This window comes from Xenorhabdus ishibashii, assembly GCF_002632755.1.
GTDB lineage: Bacteria > Pseudomonadota > Gammaproteobacteria > Enterobacterales > Enterobacteriaceae > Xenorhabdus > Xenorhabdus ishibashii.
In genome coordinates this window covers 2,101,427-2,123,888 of sequence record NZ_NJAK01000001.1, presented here as the reverse complement: position 1 = coordinate 2,123,888, position 22,462 = coordinate 2,101,427, and the positions used below count along the sequence as shown (strand labels likewise).

Sequence of the window (22,462 nt, the reverse complement as noted above, 5' to 3'; positions counted from 1 at the left end):
CTTTAACGGACTAAAAATTGACGACGGATTTTCCGCATTAATAAGAATAGCCAAGGCCAGAGAATACCGTTGACCACCCCATTCCAGAACACTTCTGGATGAAAGAGGGTCTTTAGTAACAGAGCATGGAACAGAAAAACGCAGAGGTTCATCAATGTCGAAAGCCCGACCACAACCAGGGCTTGCTGCCAAAGCGCCATATTGCGGATAAGCTGGAATTTGAAAGCGACCAGAAAACCGATAATGCTAAATGCCAGCGCATGTGCTCCCAAAATACTTCCGTGTAACAGATCCGTAATAATCCCCAATACAAAGCCAGTACCAACACTGACTCGATGGGGAAGCGCAAGCAACCAATAAACCAGACACAACATCAATAAGGTAGGCCGAAACATAGAAAATTGTTCCGGCCACGGCATAATCTGTAGCACTATTGCAATCAGGAAAGATAACCAAATGACCCAAAGTCCCTGGCTATAGTATTGGCTCATTGACGATTTCCTGTAGCTGGTGATGTCGGTTTTTCCGCTGACGTTTCTGCTGATTTTGGTGCCAACAACTGCGGTGGCTTATCTGAAGGATTTGGCAACACCTGTGGTAACATCTGCATCAAACGTTCATTGGCAGCGCGGTAGACTTCCGAGGGTGGCAATGGCTCAGATGGATCATTATCCCCCCCCACAATAGTAGTAAATAACGCAAGCGCCGCAATTCAGCCAACGGACGAGCACGAATTACCGCATGAGCCCGCTGGTTATCAATTTTGACAGAAGAGACTACAGCCACAGGATAACCTTCGGGAAAACGCCCTCCCAACCCTGATGTCACCAATACATCCCCTACGCGAATGTCAGTATCACTTGGTAAAGGCTCCAGCAAGAGATCGTCTGTACACCCTGCTCCACCCGCGATAACACGAATGTCATTACGCAATACCTGCACAGGTATGGCATGAGAAGTATCACAAATCAACAATATCCGGCTGCTCAACTGACTCACGGAGGTCACTTGCCCCACTACACCTCGATCACTGATAACCGGCTGCCCCTCGTACACGCCATCTTTCACTCCTTTATCAATAACTATTTGGTCTCGGTATGGATCCATCCCCCCTGAAATCACCTGCGATACCATCATGTGTTCATCGTGACGCAAAGGCGATCCCAGCAATTCACGTAAACGGGAGTTTTCTTGTTTCAGTTGCCCCAACAGCAGTAATTTGCTGTCCTGTAAACGCAATTCATTACGCAGGGTTCGATTTTCCAGCTCTAGTTGATTGCGGTTGGCAAAAGATTCTGAGATACCGTCCAAAAACTGTCGCGGACCGTTGGCAAGAAAGTAAAAAGGACTCACAGCCGTATCCATGTAGCTACGGATTTTATTGAACACACCAAGGCGGCTGTCTACCACCATCAAAATAATGGCAACAATGATAGCAAAAAAGAGTCGTAGTTGCAGAGAAGGCCCTCTGCTGAAAATCGGCTTCATAAATGGCGTATTGTCGGGCTGCGTTGTTTCGTAAATAATAAAACTCTGGCGCAATCAGCAAGGAGGCTCCAATAAAACACGTCCACCTCCCAGCTCGCAGAGTTACTTTCAGTCTTCGCTGAACAGATCGCCACCATGCATGTCGATCATTTCCAGTGCCTTGCCACCACCACGGGCAACACAGGTCAGTGGATCTTCAGCAACAATAACAGGAATTCCGGTTTCTTCCATCAGCAAACGATCAAGATTACGCAGCAACGCACCACCACCAGTCAGCACCATGCCACGTTCAGAAATATCGGAAGCCAACTCTGGTGGGCACTGTTCTAAAGCGACCATCACAGCACTTACAATACCTGTTAATGGTTCTTGCAGAGCTTCAAGAATTTCATTGGAATTCAGAGTAAAGCTGCGCGGTACACCTTCCGCAAGGTTACGGCCACGCACTTCAATTTCACGCACTTCATCCGTTGGATAGGCAGAACCAATTTCATGTTTGATGCGTTCTGCCGTTGCTTCCCCAATCAGGGAGCCATAATTGCGACGAACGTAATTAATGATGGCTTCATCAAAACGGTCACCACCAATACGTACAGAAGAAGAATAAACAACCCCATTAAGGGAAATAACTGCAACTTCAGTGGTTCCCCCACCAATATCAACGACCATTGAACCCGTCGCTTCGGAAACAGGCAAACCAGCACCGATAGCAGCCGCCATAGGCTCTTCAATTAAAAATACTTCCCGCGCTCCTGCACTTTGGGCAGATTCGCGAATGGCGCGACGTTCAACTTGCGTCGCTCCGACAGGTACACAGACCAACACGCGCGGGCTTGGACGCATGAAGCTGTTATTGTGAACTTGCTTGATAAAATGTTGCAGCATTTTTTCGGTAACATAAAAATCAGCAATAACCCCATCCTTCATGGGACGGATAGCTGCAATATTACCCGGAGTACGTCCCAGCATCTGTTTTGCTTCCAGCCCTACTGCTGCAACACTTTTTGGTGAACCGGCTCTGTCCTGGCGAATAGCAACGACAGAGGGTTGATCCAATACTATTCCTTGGCCTTTGACATAAATAAGGGTATTGGCAGTACCCAAGTCAATGGACAAATCGTTGGAAAACATGCCACGAAATTTATTTAACATAACGAAAGGATAATCCTGCAAGCTGGGGACGGAGATTGTCCGTCTACTCTACCAACCACATGAAGCAGCGACAAGGCGCATAATTAACTACTTTTACTACTTCAATAAAAGTGGCCACGTTATTCACATCAGAAATACGATATTCTACGTTACTTTTCTCTAACGGAGCAGAAAAAAACTGCATAAAAATGGGCTAATTCAGCTAATACACCAAAAAACAACATGACAGAGAAAGTCCCAAGACGAAATAGTTCATTAATTATAAAAACAATAGATGAATTTGGTGAGATATCACAACATTGTTGACTGCTCATTTCAGTACATCAGGTTTTATCTATATTGTAGTAACGCAAAATTGTAGTAATACAAAATTGCGGAGGTGCCAAATTGTGGTAATACCAGAATCGTGGTAATGCTAAACAGGTAATAATGTCAAATAGATATCTATCAAGAGAGGATGATCATGAAAGCTTTATTACTGGAACAACACGAAACATTATCAGCATCTATTCAAAATATTGATGCATCTCAATTACCATCGGGTAATGTGGTCGTTGATATCCATTGGTCAACACTCAATTACAAAGATGCCCTTGCCATCACCGGCAAAGGGAAGATTATCCGCCAATTTCCGATGGTGCCTGGCATCGACTTTTCTGGTGTTGTTCATCATTCCGAAGATCCCCGTTTTCACGTCGGGCAGCATGTTTTACTGACTGGCTGGGGCGTGGGAGAAACACACTGGGGAGGGCTGGCAGAACAAGCGAGAGTCTCTGGTGAATGGCTGACCCCTCTGCCGTACGGATTAAGTACCCGACAAGCAATGATCATCGGCACGGCGGGTTTTACTGCCATGTTATGTGTCATGGCGTTGGAACAAGGGGGCGTAACACCTGAAAGCGGAGAAATTGCCGTGACGGGAGCCAGTGGTGGTGTTGGTAGTACAGCAATAACTTTGCTGTCACAACTGGGCTATTCCGTCACTGCGGTTAGCAGTAAACCCGATAGTCAAGATTACCTGCTCTCACTGGGAGCAAAAGCGGTTCTGTCCACCAGTGATTTCAACCATCCATCACGTCCATTAGAAAAACAACGTTGGGCAGGTGTGATAGATACCGTAGGTGGTACGGTATTGGCTACCTTGCTGGCACAAGTTCGTTATAACGGTACAGTAGCTGCCTGTGGCATGGCAAGTGATAGTCAACTACCCACGAGCGTAATGCCATTTATTCTGCGTAATGTTCGTTTGCAGGGTGTGGAATCTGTTACTGTTCCTGCTTTGAAACGCCCTGCCATTTGGCAGCGTTTACAAGAGCAACTGCCCGATTCCTTTTATCGGCAAACCGCTAATGAAATTACATTAGACCAAGTGCCCGAATACGCCAATAAGTTGATAAACAATCAAATTACGGGCAGAACAGTCGTAAAAGTACGCTGATAAGACCAGTATTTAGCTGCTAAATGCCACGATATGTTTATAATGTCGGGCTTTATCGCCAAATTTACAATTCTAGATATCAGAAAGAGATGACAAACCGTTAACATCGAGTTATCTTGGTCGATTGTTGACAGATTGCCGGAGATACCCGCACAATGGCAGACAAGTTTCGCATTTTACTCTTGAATGGTCCTAACCTGAACCTGTTGGGAACACGAGAGCCAGAGACCTACGGCAAGTTAACGCTTGATAACATCGTTAACAGACTGTCAAAAGAAGCTCAGCAATCGGGGGCTGAATTATCCCATCTGCAATCCAACGCAGAATCTGAACTGATTGAGAGAATTCATTCTGCGCGGGGCAATACGGATTTTATTTTAATCAACCCTGCGGCATACACGCATACCAGCGTGGCATTGCGCGACGCACTTCTGGCGGTAGATATCCCATTTATTGAGATCCACCTTTCCAACGTGCATGCCCGCGAGCCATTCCGTCACCACTCGTATCTTTCCGATATTGCAGTAGGCGTCATCTGCGGATTAGGGGCGGATGGTTACAGTTTCGCATTACAGGCAGCGGTCAACCGCTTGTCAACATCCAACTAATTGACTTAAAAGTACGGAACCACACTCATGGATATTCGTAAGATAAAAAAATTGATCGAGCTGGTTGAAGAATCTGGCATTTCTGAACTGGAAATTTCTGAAGGTGAAGAATCAGTACGCATCAGCCGGACAACAACAGCTACGGCAATGCCTATGACTCAGCAATATATTTCTGCACCTGTTCAGCAACCAATGCAAGCCGTTGCACCAGTAGCAGCACCAGTCGTCGCTGATAAACCTGCTGAAATTAGCGGTCACATGGTTCGCTCCCCAATGGTGGGTACGTTCTACCGTTCACCAAGCCCAGATGCGAAACCTTTCATTGAAGTCGGCCAGCATGTTAATCAGGGCGAAACCCTGTGCATCGTTGAAGCGATGAAAATGATGAACCAGATCGAAGCTGACAAAACTGGCGTAGTGAAAGCGATTCTGGTTCAAGACGGTCAACCTGTTGAATTCGACGAGCCACTGGTCGTCATCGAATAACGAGGCGCACCCCATGCTTGAAAAAATTGTCATTGCTAACCGCGGTGAAATTGCACTGCGTATCCTGAGAGCCTGTAAGGAACTTGGGATCAAAACCGTGGCTGTGCACTCTGCGGCAGACCGTGACCTGAAGCACGTCCTGCTGGCGGATGAAACCGTCTGCATCGGTCCGGCCGCCTCAGCAAAAAGTTACCTGAATATTCCTGCCATTATCTCTGCGGCGGAAATCACCTGCGCACAGGCAATCCATCCGGGTTATGGCTTCCTGTCTGAAAACGCCGACTTTGCCGAGCAGGTCGAGCGTTCTGGCTTTATTTTCATTGGCCCGAAAGCGGATACCATCCGTTTGATGGGAGATAAGGTTTCCGCTATCAGCGCCATGAAAAAAGCGGGCGTACCTTGCGTTCCTGGCTCTGATGGCCCATTGGGTGACGATGCCGAGAAAAACAAAACCATTGCAAATCGCATCGGCTATCCGGTGATTATCAAGGCATCGGGCGGCGGCGGCGGTCGTGGTATGCGCGTTGTACGCAGCGACAAAGATCTGGAACAGTCCATCGCCATGACCCGCGCAGAAGCCAAGGCAGCTTTCAACAACGACATGGTATACATGGAGAAATTCCTTGAAAACCCACGTCACGTTGAAATTCAAGTTTTGGCTGATGGTCAGGGCAATGCGCTCTATCTGGCTGAACGTGACTGCTCCATGCAGCGCCGCCACCAGAAAGTAGTGGAAGAAGCGCCAGCACCAGGCATTCCTTCAGAGCTACGCCGCAGCATCGGTGAACGTTGTGCCAATGCCTGTATTGAAATCGGCTATCGCGGAGCGGGTACATTTGAGTTCTTGTACGAAAACGGCGAATTCTACTTTATTGAGATGAATACCCGTATTCAGGTTGAACATCCAGTGACTGAAATGATCACTGGCGTTGACTTGATTAAGGAACAGCTACGTATCGCCTCTGGTTTGCCACTGTCCATCAAACAGGAAGATGTCGAAATCAAAGGTCATGCGATCGAATGCCGTATCAATGCAGAAGATCCGAAAACCTTCCTGCCAAGTCCGGGCAAGATCACCCATTTCCACTCACCAGGTGGATTTGGCGTGCGTTGGGAATCCCATATCTATGCGGGATATACCGTGCCGCCTTACTATGATTCCATGATCGGTAAGCTTATCACTTACGGCGAAACCCGTGAAGTAGCCATTGCGCGTATGAAGAACGCACTGGCCGAGCTGATTATTGATGGCATCAAGACCAATATCGATCTGCAACTGGCAATCATGAGTGACGAGAACTTCCAGCAAGGCGGAACCAATATCCACTATCTGGAGAAAAAACTAGGCTTACATGATAAGTAAGGTTTTTCTGACGCTTATTTAACGTTTTTTGCTTTGAATGAAATCCCATCTTTTATAGGTGGGATTTTTTTATGTCTTGAGAGAAGATGGGAAAATAATGTGGTTGAATATTAATCTAATTCGCCTTATATTGTATCAACAATGTTGATACTTAATGAAAGTGAGGTCTCGTTATGGCTAAAGTTACCCTGAAAAAATGGGGCAATAGTACATCTGTACGATTACCACTAGCAATTATGGAATCTGCCAAATTGCACGCCGATGATGTTGTTGATGTGAGCGTTGATAACCAGGGAAGAATTATTATCATTCCTGTTGAACCGGAAATGACATTACAGGCATTAGTTTCTGGTATTACTGAAGAAAACTTGCATCCTGAAATCACTTTCGGACGTCCTGTAGGGAAAGAACAGGTGGAATGATAATGGAAAAAAAATATATTCCAGATGCGGGTGATATCGTTTGGATCGATTTTGACCCTCAAGCTGGACACGAACAGGCAGGACGCCGACCAGCACTGGTTTTGAGTCCTGCCATTTATAATGAAAAAACCAGCTTGTTATTATGTTGCCCGATGACCACAAAAGTAAAAGGTTACCCATTTGAAGTTATCATCGATAATGATGATATGCCAAAAAGCGCTGTACTCTCAGATCAAGTGAAAAGTATTGATTGGAAGGAAAGAAATGCGGTTTATAAAGGTCGTGCCCCCATTGCCGCTTTGTCGCTCGCCAGAGCAAAACTTAAGGTGTTAATCGGATAATCAAGGGGTTTGGCGGAATTCGATGACCGCCTAACCAACCACTTTTCTCCTGAATAAATCTACGCATTACCGTACAATTCCCCCATATTGTTTCATATAAATTACCCGGAGAACGAATGGACGGACGATTTGTTCAATCCCACAAAGAAGCACGCTGGGCAGTATTCCTGACGCTGGCTTATCTTGTTGGCTGGCTGCTGTGTGCCTATTTACCCAGTGATGCCATCGGCTTAACTGGCTTGCCTCGCTGGTTTGAACTGGCTTGCTTGCTGCTACCCACCTTATTTATCATCCTCTGCTACTTGATGGTGAAGTTTATATTCAAGGACATGCCACTGGAGGATAGTGATGCAAAGTGAAGTCATTCTGCCTCTTGTGGGATATCTGGCATTGGTTTTCATACTCTCAATCTATGCTTATCGCCGCCGGCAAACAGGGGAATTCCTAAATGAGTATTTTCTCGGCAACCGTTCTATGGGTGGTTTTGTATTGGCAATGACCATTACAGCAACTTATATCAGTGCCAGCTCATTTATTGGTGGCCCTGGTGCCGCTTATAAGTATGGTATCGGTTGGGTATTACTATCACTGATCCAACTGCCTGCGATATGGCTCTCGCTTAGCGTATTGGGGAAAAAATTTGCTATCCTCGCCCGCCGTTACAATGCGGTCACACTTAATGACATGCTATATGCACGCTATCAAAGCCGTTTTCTGGTCTGGTTTGCCAGTGTAAGCCTGCTGGTCGCTTTTGTCGGTGCCATGACAGTACAATTCATTGGCGGTGCTCGTTTACTGGAAACAGCCGCTGGCATCCCTTACGATACAGGGTTATTGATTTTTGGTGTTTCCATTGCCCTCTATACCGCGTTTGGTGGGTTCAGAGCCAGCGTCCTCAATGATGCCTTACAAGGGATAGTGATGCTGCTAGGAACCGCATTATTGCTGGCAGGCATTATCTATAAAGCCGGTGGACTGTCAGCAGCGGTCACGACACTGCGTACCATTGACCCAAATTTGGTTTCTCCTTACGGTGCCGATAATATCCTCACTGGGCCATTTATGGCCTCTTTCTGGGTATTGGTCTGCTTTGGTGTCGTCGGGCTACCACACACTGCGGTGCGCTGTATCTCTTATAAAGACAGTAAAGCCGTTCACCGCGGTATTATACTTGGCACGATAGTGATGGCGTTCCTGATGTTCGGCATGCACCTTGCCGGAGCCCTTGGTCGAGCCATCATTCCTGATCTGACTATTCCCGATCAAGTGATCCCAACCTTAATGATTACGGTACTGCCTCCTGTTGCTGCCGGAATTTTTCTGGCTGCACCAATGGCTGCGATTATGTCCACCATTAACGCCCAACTACTGCAATCTTCGGCCACTATCGTCAAAGATCTCTATTTGAATCGGTTTCCACACCAGATCAGTCAGGAGAAAAGGCTGTCATGTATTTCCAGCTACTCCACCCTATTTTTAGGGGCATTACTGCTGCTGGCAGCATGGCGCCCACCTGAGATGATTATCTGGTTGAACTTGCTGGCATTTGGTGGATTGCAAGCTGTTTTCCTCTGGCCACTGGTTCTGGGGTTATATTGGGAAAAAGCCAATGCCCAAGGGGCGATCAGCTCAATGCTGACTGGTGCGGCTAGTTATACAATGCTTGCAACTTTCAATATTCAGCTTCTTGGTTTTCATCCTATCGTGCCATCGCTATTACTGAGTTTACTGGCATTTTGGATAGGAAATAAATTCGGCGTGATTGGCGCTAAACGATTACATTTCACACAATAACGTGATTCACAAAACGAGAATTTTTTATGCCTTGGATACAATTAAGATTAAACACCACGGGACAACAAGCGGAAGCGTTAGGCGATGAGCTGATGGAAAGTGGCGCCGTATCAGTCACCTTTCAGGATAGCCACGATACCCCTATTTTTGAGCCTCTGCCGGGCGAAACGCGTTTATGGGGGGATACCGATGTTATCGGCCTGTATGACGCTGAAATGGATATGAAAGCGGTTGTCAGCCAATTGGAACAGCTTCCACAACTGGGTAAGGACTTCATCCACAAAATTGAACAACTGGAAGATAAAGATTGGGAGCGTGAATGGATGGATAACTTCCACCCCATGCGCTTCGGTAAACGTCTGTGGATCTGCCCTAGCTGGCGCGAAGTACCCGAACCAGAAGCCGTCAATGTGATGCTTGACCCTGGTCTGGCCTTCGGGACAGGTACTCACCCAACGACCTCCCTCTGCCTGCAATGGCTGGACGGTCTAGACCTGACCGGTAAAACCGTCATCGACTTCGGTTGTGGCTCAGGCATATTGGCCATCGCAGCCCTGAAACTGGGCGCGAAACACGCTATCGGTATTGATATCGACCCACAAGCCATTCAAGCCAGCCGGGATAACGCCGAACGCAATGGGGTATCTGACCAACTAACCCTCTATCTGTCTAAAGATCAACCTAAAGATCTTGAATGCGACATCGTGATTGCCAATATCTTAGCCGGCCCACTGCGTGAACTTGCCCCTGTCATCGGCTCACTGCCTAAATCTGGTGGATTATTGGGCTTGTCTGGTGTTCTGGCTAGCCAGGCTGAAGGGGTTGCTCAGGCCTATGACAATGAATTTATTATTGATCCAATAGCTGAACAAGAAGAATGGTGTCGCATCACAGGGATTAAAAAATAACCACCTGATACCTATTGAAAAGCGAGATTATCCACTAAAATGATCACCCAGGAGGTCAATTGGTGGTAATCCGCTCTGTTTATGATTAGAAATATCAGTAATAACAAATTTCAACAATAAAATGTAACTATTTGTTATTTAACAATAATAAACCAAATTTAAAAAATCAACTGGAAAAAATCCGGTATAAATGTCGATTCGCTCAAAGTTTGGCCTTTCATATCTTGTGAAAAATGCGTAATATACGCGCCCTTAGTCACAGTTGACCACTCTTTCTTCGTCTATGCGTATCGGACAATACCAGTTGAAAAACTGTCTTATTGCAGCTCCTATGGCAGGCATAACAGATCGCCCGTTTCGATCTCTTTGCTACCAGATGGGAGCAGGAATGACAGTCTCAGAAATGCTTTCTTCCAATCCTCAGGTTTGGAAGACGGATAAATCTCGGCTACGTATGGTTCATAGCGACGAACCCGGAGTGCGTTCTGTACAAATAGCCGGTAGTGATCCCGATGAAATGGCGGCAGCGGCGAAAATTAACGTCGCCAATGGTGCTCAGATCATCGATATCAATATGGGGTGCCCAGCTAAGAAGGTGAATCGTAAGCTGGCAGGCTCTGCATTACTGCGCTATCCGCAACTGGTTGAAAAAATCCTTTCTGCGGTAGTCAATGCAGTTGATGTACCTGTCACTTTGAAGATCCGTACAGGATGGTCACCGGAAGAACGTAACTGTGTAGAAATTGCCCAATTGGCCGAGCGTTGTGGTATTCAGGCTCTTGCGATACATGGCAGGACGCGAGCTTGCCTGTTTAATGGTGAGGCCGAGTACGACAATATTCGGACAGTTAAGCAGACTGTTGCCATTCCAATTATTGCCAATGGCGACATTACTGACCCGCTAAAAGCCAGAGCAGTGCTTGAATACACCGGGGCTGATGCCCTGATGATAGGCCGCGCTGCTCAGGGAAGACCCTGGATCTTTCGGGAAATCCAGCATTATCTGGAAACGGGAGAATTGCTGTCACCGATGCCCCTTGGCGAAGTGCAGCGTTTCATGAGCGAGCATGTACGAGAACTGCATGATTTTTACGGTCAAGGCAAAGGAGTTCGTATTGCACGCAAGCATGTATCTTGGTATCTCAAGGAACATGCCCCTGATGACCAGTTTCGGCGCACATTCAACGCCATAGAGGATGCCAGCGAACAGCTGGAGGCGTTGAAGGCATACTTCGAAAATTTTTGCGTAAATAAAGAAAAGAGCTGACAGAACTATGTTCGAACAACGCGTAAATTCTGATGTACTAACCGTTGCTACTGTAAATTCACAAGATCAGGTAACTCAAAAACCTCTGCGTGATTCAGTTAAACAAGCACTGAAGAACTATTTTGCTCAACTGAACGGTCAAGACGTTAATGACCTGTATGAGCTGGTACTGGCTGAAGTAGAACAGCCACTGTTGGACATGGTGATGCAATACACCCGTGGCAACCAGACTCGCGCAGCACTGATGATGGGAATCAACCGTGGCACTCTGCGTAAGAAACTGAAAAAATACGGCATGAACTAATCCTAGTCTAGTAACATGTTGTTAAATCGGCACTTTTTACTATGTAGAAAGTGCCTTTTTACTTAGAATTACCCCACCGATTACCCCACCGAAAAATCCTCAGCACAAAAACTCACAGAACAACATGAGTACCAAAGAAAAATAAGAATTAGATGTGTTATAGAGGTCAGTACACCAAACGTTCCAACCTTGTGAAAAGTTACGATGTATTTCGTCTGGAAGCATTGAGATGAAAGTTACAGATGTTTCTACCAGTGAGAAGATACCCCGCTACGGCTATCTTCCCGATGATTTTCAAATGGAACTGATTATTTTTATGATTTATCCCGAACCTTGCGTTCAATCAATTCACCATACGAATCAAAATAGCGGCTGGGCCAGATTTCAGATGGGTGTATTTCGAGATAGTTAGCGATGATCCATTCGCCTTTCGGCCACGGTCTGCTGAGCGTATTTGCCAATGTAGATGAGCTGAGACCAGATGCACGAGAAACAGCCGCTAAAGTTGTACCACGTTTACGCAGTGCAGCAATAATATCGGCTTGATGCCAATCATTTTTAACATTATTCATTCCTGCTACCCCTTCCATTAATTGAAAAAAATTGATGGTGGCGATTCAGACAGGGTTTGCAGACCGGATGTATCCAACCGGTGAGGTCGAAACCTCCCCTGCCTGAACCACCATTGAAAAGGCGATAGCAGACACACTGGTAGAAATTTCCTACCAGTGGGATACATTCAAGGCTGCAAAACCTTGACCATTGGATTTTGCCAATGGCGGGGCTACTTTAACTGATTGGTTTATCGGACTCAATAAGCGAATCAGTATAAATACTTAACTTTTTGCGTTATATGCTGTTAAATGAGATCTGGTACCTTGCTACTCTGAGTTCAGGTAAATATGATAGTCAGCTTAGTGCCAGAAGCGGACACATACTAATGTGCAAGTGCTTTATTTTACGGGGAGTTGGTCAAATGTTTTGATTGGTGCTGCATGTGCAATTTCTGTTATATAAAATTAGATTCCTTAAATCAATCCGTAAGTGAATAGCACTTTAAAATGCACTTATCAGTTATATAGAAATATTAATCCAAAAAAGGATATTGATTATGCCCAACAATCGTGATGATTTCTCGGCGACAACAAAAAGAATCCTCGCAGATCGCGTCGGATGGATTTGCTCGTATCCTAAATGCGGACAGAGCACATTAGGCCCAGCCTCTCAGTCAGAAGATGAGAAAATAAATAATGGCATAGCAGCTCATATTTGCGCCGCATCTCCAGGGGGACCAAGGTATGACACATCTATGTCCCCAGAACAGCGTAAATCGATTAATAACGGAATTTGGATGTGCCGTAATCACGGTAACTTAGTTGATGCTAATTATAGTGAATATACGGTGGAGAAGCTTCGCTCTTGGAAAAATCTAGCAGAAGAAGCTGCTTACAGAAGACTTTCCCAGCCAACCCAGCACTCTCAGGTTAGCTACTCCTCTCATGATTTGAAGACACTTAAAATCTACACTAACCTATTCAACTACGAATACATACAACAACTTAAAAGCGAGTTATTTAGAGCAAAAGTACCCACAAAACTCATGGACCCTATTTATGACTGCATGTATTTCGTAGACAATCCAACCTATTCCTTTAACGCAACAGATTTAGAAGACATAAGACAAGAGCTAAATAATAAGGTGTTTTCTTTCAATCGGCATTTTGGTGCGGAGTCAGCAGGTACCATAGACTATTATGATTACATTGATCTGAACTTAGTTAGGCAGCAATACCCAGATCGCGTAGATTATTATGTGGAATATATTGAGCGCACACAAAAACTTGCTTATGAAGTTACTGAAGTCGCAATGAAATTTTTGAATATTCAAGCGAGGGTTGGAGATTAGTTAATCGCACTTTTCTACAGGACACTGTCAGATAAAATAGCAACTACTCCCCTAAAAGATGTGGTATCTAGCCTTCATAACATTTAATTTCAATTCTATATTATTATAACTAAATTAACGCGATGCTCGACTTTAACACCCAATAACGAGAGTTTGTTGAAGCCAGTCGCGTTGTTTTTTTACCTTGTTTAAAGTTGGCAAAAATACCTATAGCTAAATCATATCAATATGACATAATATCTAAACCTAAGATGACAAGGCATAAAATGAGATGGGCTACAGTTTAGATTTTCGAAAGAGAGTATTGGCATACAAAGACAAGCATTCGTTGACTTTTGAACAAACGAGTGCACATTTTGAAGTCTCCATGCGCACCTTGTTCCGGTGGTGCAATCAGATAGAACCTTGCATGACCCGCAATAAACCTGCCACGAAAATCCCTGATGCAGTGCTCATGGCGGATGTCCAACACTTTCCCGATGACTATCAATGGGAAAGAGCAAAACGTTTAGGTGTCTCACAATCGGCTATTCATTATGCCTTGAAACGGCTTCGGATCACCCATAAAAAAAACGTTAAAACACCCTCGCGCTGATCTTCAGGCTCGTCAGGCATTTATCGAGCGCATCAGCGACTATGAGCGGGCTGGCAGGCCGATTGTGTATTTGGATGAAAGTGGTTTTGCTCAGGCGATGCCACGTCAACATGGCTATTCGGAAAAAGGGTTACGCTGTTTTGGTTCGCATGACTGGCACGCAAAAGGCCGTATCAACGTCATTGGTGCCATTCTCGAAAATACCTTCGTCACCTTAAGCTTGTTTACCGAGAATATTAATGCCGATGTTTTTTATGCGTGGATGACACAAGATTTGCTGCCAAAGCTTCCACACGGCGCCGTGATAGTGATGGACAATGCATCTTTCCATAAACGGAATGATACGGCACAAGCGATAGCAGACAGCAGATGTCAACTGGAATGGCTTCCCGCTTATAGTCCGGATTTGAACCCAATAGAACACAAATGGGGCGGAGCAAAAGCGATCAGGAGGCAAAAAAGATGTTCGGTTGATGAGTTGTTTACGGAGCATATTGAATATGTCAGGTTATGATGATTCTGCTATAATGTGTGAGCAAGCAGCTTTCTGGCGATTCGATTGCTCAGATGCCACATATCCCGCGCCCAGCACTTCTCGATAGCAAATTGCCCGGCGAGTTGACCAATCACAGTTTCAATGAGACGCCGTTTGGCATTGATGCATTTTCTCGTCTCTTTGGGAACAGGGTCATCCATATTGGCTCGCACCGGCGTTATCATTTCAATGCCTTCTCTCTTCATTTCCTGTTTAAATTCAGTGCCTAAGTATCCTTTATCACCGAGTAAATAGCCGGTTATTGGCGCGACCAAATCCCCGGCGGCCTCACGCTCGCTGACACTTGCCGGTGTGAGTGTAAACCCTGTCACGATGCCGATTTCATCGACCAGCAGATGTCCTTTAAAGCCGTAGTACGTTTCACTCTTGGCGGCGCAGAAGCCATAATCGGCTTGTCCTTTAAAACGTGCACAACCTTTCGCGCGTTTAAAGAGGCAAACGGGCAGAGGAAATCCATCAATAATATGCACCGGCCGGTCGAACGCACCCAATAATATCGCCAGTTCCTCTTGCAGTGGTTGTTTAACAAACCAAAGATTCGAAATCTGTTTAGCAAAATTGGCGCGTGAACCCAGCCTCGGAAACCACTCGCGCCAGTGGCTATTAAAGTATGTCCAAATGCCTTTATCTGTTGAAAATCCTAAAAATTCACCCACGACTTCCATCGTGATGGCTTCGGCATCGCTGAGTTTAGGCGGAAAGCCTCGGCTTCTGAATCGTGTACCTTGCTGTAATTCTGCTAAATTTTCATCTACCCAACAAAATACCCAAATGATAAAATCTTGCTGTGACATAGCCTTTTGTTCCTTTATTTCTTTTGGTTTGGTCACTTAAAGTTATAAAGGACGGGCTATGTCATTTCAACTCTCCTCGAAAGTCGAGCATCGCGTAATAGTATTATCATTAATCTCATGGTCTGCGGTGGAAGGATTTAGACCAATAAACATAACGTTAGGTTTACTTTCATCCCATACTCGCCATAGGTCATATCGATACAATCCATCTTCTGATATAGCAGAATCATCATAACCTGACATATTCAATATGCTCCGTAAACAACTCATCAACCGAACATCTTTTTTGCCTCCTGATCGCTTTTGCTCCGCCCCATTTGTGTTCTATTGGGTTCAAATCCGGACTATAAGCGGGAAGCCATTCCAGTTGACATCTGCTGTCTGCTATCGCTTGTGCCGTGTCATTCCGTTTATGGAAAGGCGCATTGTCCATCACTATCACGGTGCCGTGTGGAAGCTTTGGCAGCAAATCTTGTGTCATCCACGCATAAAAAACATCGGCATTAATATTCTCGGTAAACAAGCTTAAGGTGACGAAGGTATTTTCGAGAATGGCACCAATGACGTTGATACGGCCTTTTGCGTGCCAGTCATGCGAACCAAAACAGCGTAACCCTTTTTCCGAATAGCCATGTTGACGTGGCATCGACTGAGCAAAACCACTTTCATCCAAATACACAATCGGCCTGCCAGCCCGCTCATAGTCGCTGATGCGCTCGATAAATACCTGACGAGCCTGAAGATCAGCGCGAGGGTGTTTTAACGTTTTTTTTATGGGTGATCCGAAGCCGTTTCAAGGCATAATGAATAGCCGATTGTGAGACACCTAAACGTTTTGCTCTTTCCCATTGATAGTCATCGGGAAAGTGTTGGACATCCGCCATGAGCACTGCATCAGGGATTTTCGTGGCAGGTTTATTGCGGGTCATGCAAGGTTCTATCTGATTGCACCACCGGAACAAGGTGCGCATGGAGACTTCAAAATGGGCACTCGTTTGTTCAAAAGTCAACGAATGCTTGTCTTTGTATGCCAATACTCTCTTTCGAAAATCTAAGCTGTAGCCCATCTCATTTTATGCCTTGTCATCTTAGGTTTAGATATTATGTCATATTGATATGATTTAGCTATATAAGCGCACTTTTGATTTCCACTACCATTGCCTCAGTTATTTTCTCCTAATGATAAATTACTAAAATTTTCCCCAATTTTACATACGGGATAATCTCAAATGTAGAACCTCACCGTAACCTTATCGTTTATCCTTGACGTGAATTCAGCGATGCCCAGCACAACCAGGCACTTTTTACCTAACCCAGTCAGGTTTGGTGTGGCGATGTGACCTTCATCTGGGCAAGTATTTCCAAATGTGCGCCAGATAAAAATGTTTAAAATCACGGTAATGCGACATGTGAAAGCGGATCAGGATAGTCATGATTTCACTGGGATTCATGTGCCCTTGTCTGCTGCGCAGACGGTATCCGTTACCCTCACTGTTTAATTGTTTTTGTGAGGGTATTTTACTTAATAGAAATTATTACGAAAGAAAGCCACATTTGTTACATTACATATATACCAATCGCCATTGAAGATGCTTGATTTCTTATCCAAACCAGATCATGCTTGCAACCATGAAAATTCATCTGACACCAGAACAAAAACACGCCCTTGAATTGATGCATGATACTACTCGCGACAGTCGAGTCTGTGATCGCATTAAGGCGGTGCTTTTGGCCTCAGAAGGTTGGACTGCTCAGATGATTGCACAGGCCTTGCGTATTCATGAAAGTACGGTCAGCCGTCACCTGAAAGATTTTATCGCGCAGGAAAAGCTCACCCCAGAAAATGGCGGCTCTGAAAGCCATCTCTCTGCCGAACAAACCGCCGCCCTGATTGATTATTTGACCGCCAATTTGATGCATACCACAACCCAAATTGTGGCCTATGTCCAAGCCCGTTGGCAGGTTTCTTTCCGCGTGGGCGGAATGACAAAATGGCTTCACCGGCAAGGTTTCAGCTATAAAAAACCCAAGGGTGTTCCTCATAAATTCGATGCGCACAAACAGCAACAATTTATTGATGACTACAAGGCGCTGAAAGAGGAAGCGGGGCAGAATGAACCGATCCTATTTATTGATGCGGTGCATCCTTCACAGTCCACAAAGCTCAGCTATGGCTGGATGAAAGCAGGAAAAAATCAGGTAAAAGGGATCGAAACCACCGGCAGTCGTACCCGTCTCAATATTCTGGGCGCCCTGAATTTACAACGGATTGAAGACACCGTGATCCGTGAATATCCGCGCATCAATGCCGAAAATATCGCCTATTTCTTCGGTGCGCTCCGAGAAACTTACCCGCTTTCGCAAAAAATCCACCTCATTCTGGATGGAGCGGGTTACCATCGAGCCGAGTTGGTGAAAGATATTGCGTATGTCCTGAATATTGAATTGCATTACCTCCCGCCTTACAGCCCAAACCTCAATCCGATAGAGCGATTGTGGAAGTATATGAATGAGCAAGTGCGTAACAATATCTATTTTCCGGATGCGAAGACCTTCCGTGAAACTCTTCGTCACTTTTTTCATGTCACTTTGCCAGAAAAAGCGAAAGAGCTCACGACTCGACTGACTGATAATTTTCAGATTTTAAAACCTGCATCTTCAAGTTAGATTGGTATATATCACAATGGTCATACTCAGAGTAAAACTCATGAATTTTCATTATTGATCTACCTTTAATATAACCACATTCTCATAATTACCCGCCAAGACGTCTAGCCGCATCCGGTCAAAGGTTAGGGCGTGTTGATGTTTTGTGAGGGATTATTAGATAGCATGATGATTTGGTATAATTACTTTCGCCAAAAAACAACCAGACCTCACCATCATGCCGCGAACTATGTTAACAGATCTCCAATGGAATAAGCTATCTGCGTTAATGCAACATGCGGGTTGGATTTATCACAAACCTGAACACCGTTTGACCGTTGAAGGCATTCTTTACCGAATGAGAACGAGCGTTCCCTGGCGCGATTTACCGCCAGAATTCGGCAAATGGAATAGTGTCTTTCAACGTTTCAATGCGTGGTCAAAGAAAGGGGTTTTACAGCTCATTTTCAAGTGGTTATCTGGGTTTGCTGATAGGGAATGGTTGTTTATTGATGGGAGTATCGTCCGTGCTCATCAGCACAGTGCCGGAGCGGCTTCAGATGATGATGAGGCGATTGGCAAAAGTTGTGGTGGACGTTCAACCAAAATTCATTTGGCCGTCGATAGTTATGGCTTGCCTGTTCATTTTGAATTGTCCGGGGGACAAGTGCATGACATTGTTCATGCTGAAAGTTTAGTCGAACAATCGCCCCCTTCGGACTTTGTGATAGCTGACAAAGGGTACGACAGTCAGGCTTTCAGAAATCATATTGAACAGCAAGGAGCAACACCGATTATTCCCTACCGGAAAAATAGCCGAAAATCGGATAAACAGATTGATAAATGTTTATATCGTTATCGTCATTTGGTGGAGAATGCGTTCGCTAGGGTTAAACATTTTCGTGCAATAGCAACAAGATACGATAAGCTTGAACGGAATTACGCCAGTATGTTGGCTCTGGCGTTTATCATTGTCTGGTTGCCCATGTGGGTTGAATGAATTATGACCTTAAAACATCAACAGACCCTAGTGGAAGGGATGACAGAGCATTTATAGGGTGACAAAGGCTATTATCGCAAGTCCTATGTAATGATTTAGAAGCAAAAGAATAACTATAGCGATGCTCAGGCAATTGCTGAAACCTGCCAGCATGGTACGAGACGTACGGTGAGAGTAAAAAGCCTTGAACAGCGAGATGAGCAAACTCTTTTGAAAATGCGGCAACTTGTGGTAAGAGAAAAAAACGCAACTGCTCAATCATATCCGTGGATTGCTGGCTAAATAAGCTTTAGTAAAATCACTGATGTTGAAAGGTTTCGCGATATTTTAATTAAAGACAAACACAATTAAAGACACAAATCTCCAGAAGCATAATGATTATGTAACTGGGATCTTTGCTTCTTATGTTTCCAGCGAAAATTTAAATTTTCGCGTTTTTGATCTGGTTTATAAATTGTTTAAGAGCTATCTTTTAGTGTTGTTGTGTTAAATGGAACAATAATAAATTTAATATGCATGTCATATTTCTGATTCTTATAAAAATAATATTTTAATTGTCACTAATAATGAATGTGAAAAAAAATTACAGGTCTTTGTTAAAGCAGTTTTTACTATAGGAGATTTTCTGTGATCGAGTCTTTATCAATGGAATGTAATAAAAAAACGATGTTAAGCCGATTTTTTATTGCTGCTAAAAAATATCCAAAAAAAATAGCAATTAAAGAAAACCAAAGGGAACTGAGTTACCACGGACTACAAAATTTTATTATAAATATATCTAATGAATTGCGAAATAGAGGAGTTAAACCAGGTGATAAAGTCGCTGTAGCACTTTCTCACTCTGTAGAATTGATAGCTACTTTATTCGCAGTGCAATGTGTTGGGGCAGCATATATTCCAATTGATAAAAAAGCACCTAAAGAAAGAAATCATTTAATTATTAATGACGCCTGTCCAGTTTTAATCATCAATGATGATAGTTCAATTTTACATCATAGATGTAGAACAGAAAATATTAATTTTATGATTAATGCTACACCAACATCTATGGTGTATGACGAATCATTATCACAAGAAATTGCGTATATAATATATACATCTGGAACTACTGGCTACCCAAAGGGAGTTCCAATTACTCACGAAAACTTACTCTCATTATTTAATGCAACAGAATGTTTTTATCGTTTCAATGAGACTGATACTACACTTTTATATCATTCTTATGCATTTGATTTTTCAGTATGGGAAATTTGGTCTGTTTTAGCATATGGTGGCAGGTTAGTGATACCAGATGAAGAGACGCGAATAACGCCATATAAGTTGGCTAAATTAGTTAAAGATGAAAAAGTTACTCTACTAAATCAAACTCCGACAGCGTTTTCTATTAATTCCCAGGCCCTTGCTGAATTCAGAATGGAAGAATTATCATTACGTTTTATTATCTTCGGAGGAGAGAGGTTAAACTTTCAAACATTGAGAAATTGGTATCAACAGTTTGGTTTGAACTCACCTCAATTAGTTAATATGTATGGTATTACTGAAACTACAATTCACGCCAGTTGGCATGTTGTTAATGAAAATGATTTAGAAAATTTTGAATCCACTATAGGATATTTATTACCTGGATTCGATTATATCATCCGTCCAATAAGTAATGATAGTGTAACTACCGAAAGTGGTGAGCTTTTATTATCAGGTAATCAAGTAACTAAAGGATATTTAAATGATGAGACTAAGAGCAAAGATAAGTTTATCTGGTTAGAGATCAATGGTATTTGGCGTCGATATTATTGTTCTGGTGATTTAGTCTCTTATAACGAGCGAGGTGAATTAGTTTATTGTGGTCGACGTGATCAGCAAGTTAAAATAAATGGTTATAGAATTGAAATTGGAGAGATTGAATCTGTTCTCGCTAGATATGAAAAAATAAATGATATTTCAGTAATGGCTTCATATTCTGAAGTTAGTAGTGATTATTTGATTTGTTTTTTCACTTCTTCCGCACCAGCAAAAGAATCCATTGGAGCTTTAACAAATTTAGCAAAAGAAAACTTGCCAATATATATGAGACCATTACGTTATAGAAAAATAGAAACTATGCCTAAAACGATTAATGGCAAAATTGATAAAAAACTAATTTTAAATTATTTGGAGTAAATAAATGAAAGATACCAATATGTTAACTGATGAAAACAATATTAAGTTAAAGGCATTAGATAGATATCTTGCCTTATTGGAAAGTATGCTAGAAAAAACAGTTAAATCTAATGATAATTTTATTGATGTTGGTGGTCATTCCATGATAGCAATCTTATTAAATGAGAAAATAAAAAATGAATTTAGTTTAATTTTGTCTATGGAGAAGCTTTTTAACGCCACGCTGAATGAAACATTTATTGAAGCTACTTATATATAAATAATCAATTTAAAATAGGAGGTTTTTTATGTATTTTAAACTTAATAAAGAGCAGTTAAATAATTTTCATAAAAATGGATTTATTGGTCCGTTAACCATTTATTCTCAAGAAGAAGTGAATAAAGTGTGGAATGATGTACGCCGCCAACTTCCTGATCGTAGTTATGCTGCATATCCTACTGATTCATATGGGGCCGTAACTAATATTTCGAACTACGATCGCCACTTAGATCTTAACTTGCTTAGTCAACATATCATCCATCCTAAAATAGTTACCCCTGTTTCGAGTATTTTAGGAGATGACGTTTTATGCTGGAGAACTGAGTTTTTCCCAAAATATCCAGGAGATGAGGGGACAGATTGGCATCAAGCTGATACTTTCGCGAATGCCAGTGGTAAACCTCAAATTTTATGGCCAGGAGAAACAGAAGAACAGTTTGGTAAAGGAACATTAACGGTTTGGACTGCATTTACAGATGCCACAATTGAAAATGGTTGTTTGCAAATCATTCCTGGTACTCATGTCAAGATGAATTATGATGAAACTAAATCAATGGAATATCAAAGCGATATTGTCAATAGTTTGACTAAGGATGGCATTCATCGTGGTTTTTTTGGTTACGATTATCGACAATTGCAAATTAAACCAGACTGGAAACCCGATGAAACACAAGCAGTTTCTCTAGAAATGAAAGCCGGTCAGTGTGTGATCTTCTGGTCCACATTGATGCATGCCTCTCATCCAAATATGACTAAAGATAATTTCCGTATGGGGTTTGTAGCCCGTTATGCTCCCAGTAATGTTGATATCTATCCCAATACTGACCATGTTTACGAATATGGTGGAAATATACCTCTTGATAAATTTGGTTGTGTGATCGTATCAGGAAAAAATCGTAATAATAACAATCGGGTCATTTCTCATAACTTACGTGGACAACCGTTTACTCCATTATTGGCACAATCATAAAAGGCATT

25 protein-coding genes and 2 pseudogenes are annotated in these 22,462 nt (G+C 43.4%); 19 read left to right on the top strand and 8 right to left on the bottom strand.

The features are described from left to right. Window positions 1-2 precede the first annotated feature (2 nt). The 3 genes and pseudogenes from mreD to mreB all read right to left on the bottom strand — a co-directional run bounded on the left by mreD (window position 3) and on the right by mreB (window position 2,640). Window positions 3-491, bottom strand: a complete 489-nt coding sequence (gene mreD, locus Xish_RS10020) for a rod shape-determining protein MreD (RefSeq protein ID WP_099117741.1) — start codon at window positions 489-491, stop codon at window positions 3-5. Further along, a pseudogene (gene mreC, locus Xish_RS10015) lies at window positions 488-1,488 on the bottom strand (rod shape-determining protein MreC). Before mreC ends, mreD begins: the two are co-directional and overlap by 4 nt. Before the next feature lie 108 nt (window positions 1,489-1,596). Continuing rightward, window positions 1,597-2,640: a rod shape-determining protein MreB gene (mreB, locus tag Xish_RS10010; RefSeq protein ID WP_099117740.1), complete on the bottom strand. Its 1,044-nt coding sequence runs from the start codon at window positions 2,638-2,640 to the stop codon at window positions 1,597-1,599. A 463-nt stretch (window positions 2,641-3,103) separates the two neighbouring features. Between mreB and acuI the strand changes: the two genes are divergently transcribed. The 11 genes from acuI to fis all read left to right on the top strand — a co-directional run bounded on the left by acuI (window position 3,104) and on the right by fis (window position 11,571). Next, a complete protein-coding gene (acuI, locus tag Xish_RS10005; protein WP_099117739.1) occupies window positions 3,104-4,078 on the top strand; it encodes an acrylyl-CoA reductase (NADPH) in 975 nt (324 codons plus the stop codon). A 155-nt stretch (window positions 4,079-4,233) separates the two neighbouring features. Continuing rightward, entirely contained in the window at window positions 4,234-4,686 is a 453-nt protein-coding gene (gene aroQ / locus Xish_RS10000) for a type II 3-dehydroquinate dehydratase (protein ID WP_074020503.1), read from the top strand. 27 nt (window positions 4,687-4,713) lie between these two features. Beyond that, window positions 4,714-5,172: an acetyl-CoA carboxylase biotin carboxyl carrier protein gene (gene accB / locus Xish_RS09995; protein WP_099117738.1), complete on the top strand. Its 459-nt coding sequence runs from the start codon at window positions 4,714-4,716 to the stop codon at window positions 5,170-5,172. A gap of 13 nt (window positions 5,173-5,185) precedes the next feature. Beyond that, entirely contained in the window at window positions 5,186-6,535 is a 1,350-nt protein-coding gene (accC, locus tag Xish_RS09990; RefSeq protein ID WP_099117737.1) for an acetyl-CoA carboxylase biotin carboxylase subunit, read from the top strand. A 173-nt stretch (window positions 6,536-6,708) separates the two neighbouring features. Then, entirely contained in the window at window positions 6,709-6,957 is a 249-nt protein-coding gene (locus Xish_RS09985; protein WP_099117736.1) for an AbrB/MazE/SpoVT family DNA-binding domain-containing protein, read from the top strand. 2 nt (window positions 6,958-6,959) lie between these two features. Beyond that, window positions 6,960-7,298: an endoribonuclease MazF gene (gene mazF, locus Xish_RS09980; protein ID WP_099117735.1), complete on the top strand. Its 339-nt coding sequence runs from the start codon at window positions 6,960-6,962 to the stop codon at window positions 7,296-7,298. Window positions 7,299-7,414: 116 nt separating this feature from the next. Beyond that, window positions 7,415-7,657: a YhdT family protein gene (locus tag Xish_RS09975; protein WP_099117734.1), complete on the top strand. Its 243-nt coding sequence runs from the start codon at window positions 7,415-7,417 to the stop codon at window positions 7,655-7,657. Next, window positions 7,647-9,092, top strand: a complete 1,446-nt coding sequence (panF, locus tag Xish_RS09970; protein ID WP_099117733.1) for a sodium/pantothenate symporter — start codon at window positions 7,647-7,649, stop codon at window positions 9,090-9,092. The genes Xish_RS09975 and panF overlap by 11 nt, the downstream gene beginning before the upstream one ends. 26 nt (window positions 9,093-9,118) lie before the next feature. Further along, complete coding sequence (prmA, locus tag Xish_RS09965) at window positions 9,119-10,000, top strand: 50S ribosomal protein L11 methyltransferase (RefSeq protein ID WP_099117732.1); 882 nt, start codon at window positions 9,119-9,121, stop codon at window positions 9,998-10,000. A 283-nt stretch (window positions 10,001-10,283) separates the two neighbouring features. Next, the gene (dusB, locus tag Xish_RS09960) at window positions 10,284-11,267 is read left to right on the top strand and encodes a tRNA dihydrouridine synthase DusB (RefSeq protein ID WP_099117731.1); all 984 of its coding nucleotides are present in this window, start codon (window positions 10,284-10,286) and stop codon (window positions 11,265-11,267) included. A 7-nt stretch (window positions 11,268-11,274) separates the two neighbouring features. Then, window positions 11,275-11,571: a DNA-binding transcriptional regulator Fis gene (gene fis, locus Xish_RS09955; RefSeq protein ID WP_010847912.1), complete on the top strand. Its 297-nt coding sequence runs from the start codon at window positions 11,275-11,277 to the stop codon at window positions 11,569-11,571. Between the two features lie 314 nt (window positions 11,572-11,885). Here the strand turns inward: fis and Xish_RS09950 are convergent, their stop codons facing one another. Next, window positions 11,886-12,143, bottom strand: coding sequence for a helix-turn-helix domain-containing protein (locus Xish_RS09950; RefSeq protein WP_099117730.1), 258 nt, complete (start codon window positions 12,141-12,143; stop codon window positions 11,886-11,888). A 539-nt stretch (window positions 12,144-12,682) separates the two neighbouring features. Here Xish_RS09950 and Xish_RS09945 point away from each other — a divergent pair. The 3 genes from Xish_RS09945 to Xish_RS09935 all read left to right on the top strand — a co-directional run bounded on the left by Xish_RS09945 (window position 12,683) and on the right by Xish_RS09935 (window position 14,586). After that, window positions 12,683-13,477, top strand: coding sequence for a hypothetical protein (locus Xish_RS09945; RefSeq protein WP_099117729.1), 795 nt, complete (start codon window positions 12,683-12,685; stop codon window positions 13,475-13,477). A 271-nt stretch (window positions 13,478-13,748) separates the two neighbouring features. Then, on the top strand, window positions 13,749-14,072 hold the full coding sequence (locus tag Xish_RS09940; RefSeq protein WP_099116405.1) for an IS630 transposase-related protein: 324 nt from the start codon (window positions 13,749-13,751) through the stop codon (window positions 14,070-14,072). Beyond that, entirely contained in the window at window positions 14,041-14,586 is a 546-nt protein-coding gene (locus Xish_RS09935; RefSeq protein ID WP_341865764.1) for an IS630 family transposase, read from the top strand. Before Xish_RS09940 ends, Xish_RS09935 begins: the two co-directional genes overlap by 32 nt. An 11-nt stretch (window positions 14,587-14,597) precedes the next feature. On the opposite strand, the pseudogene Xish_RS09930 reads toward Xish_RS09935, so the two are convergent. The 4 genes and pseudogenes from Xish_RS09930 to Xish_RS09915 form a co-directional block, all read right to left on the bottom strand. After that, window positions 14,598-15,422, bottom strand: a pseudogene (locus Xish_RS09930) (IS982 family transposase); the annotation flags it as partial. 66 nt (window positions 15,423-15,488) lie between these two features. Further along, window positions 15,489-15,665 (bottom strand): DUF1643 domain-containing protein, encoded by a 177-nt coding sequence (locus Xish_RS19135; RefSeq protein WP_099117728.1) that lies wholly within the window; start codon window positions 15,663-15,665, stop codon window positions 15,489-15,491. Continuing rightward, window positions 15,652-16,143, bottom strand: coding sequence for an IS630 family transposase (locus Xish_RS09920; protein WP_244186112.1), 492 nt, complete (start codon window positions 16,141-16,143; stop codon window positions 15,652-15,654). The genes Xish_RS19135 and Xish_RS09920 overlap by 14 nt, the downstream gene beginning before the upstream one ends. Window positions 16,144-16,165: 22 nt before the next feature. Then, window positions 16,166-16,489 carry an IS630 transposase-related protein gene (locus Xish_RS09915; protein ID WP_099116405.1) on the bottom strand — a complete coding sequence of 108 codons (324 nt, stop codon included), beginning with the start codon at window positions 16,487-16,489 and terminating at the stop codon, window positions 16,166-16,168. 562 nt (window positions 16,490-17,051) lie between these two features. Here Xish_RS09915 and Xish_RS09905 point away from each other — a divergent pair. The 5 genes from Xish_RS09905 to Xish_RS09885 all read left to right on the top strand — a co-directional run bounded on the left by Xish_RS09905 (window position 17,052) and on the right by Xish_RS09885 (window position 22,454). Beyond that, a complete protein-coding gene (locus Xish_RS09905) occupies window positions 17,052-18,089 on the top strand; it encodes an IS630 family transposase (RefSeq protein ID WP_141553971.1) in 1,038 nt (345 codons plus the stop codon). Window positions 18,090-18,306: 217 nt separating this feature from the next. Further along, the gene (locus tag Xish_RS09900; protein WP_099116347.1) at window positions 18,307-19,068 is read left to right on the top strand and encodes an IS5 family transposase; all 762 of its coding nucleotides are present in this window, start codon (window positions 18,307-18,309) and stop codon (window positions 19,066-19,068) included. A gap of 627 nt (window positions 19,069-19,695) precedes the next feature. Next, window positions 19,696-21,225, top strand: coding sequence for an amino acid adenylation domain-containing protein (locus Xish_RS09895; RefSeq protein ID WP_141553970.1), 1,530 nt, complete (start codon window positions 19,696-19,698; stop codon window positions 21,223-21,225). A gap of 4 nt (window positions 21,226-21,229) precedes the next feature. Continuing rightward, on the top strand, window positions 21,230-21,484 hold the full coding sequence (locus Xish_RS09890; RefSeq protein WP_099117725.1) for a phosphopantetheine-binding protein: 255 nt from the start codon (window positions 21,230-21,232) through the stop codon (window positions 21,482-21,484). A gap of 28 nt (window positions 21,485-21,512) precedes the next feature. Next, complete coding sequence (locus tag Xish_RS09885) at window positions 21,513-22,454, top strand: chlorinating enzyme (protein WP_099117724.1); 942 nt, start codon at window positions 21,513-21,515, stop codon at window positions 22,452-22,454. Window positions 22,455-22,462 lie beyond the last annotated feature (8 nt).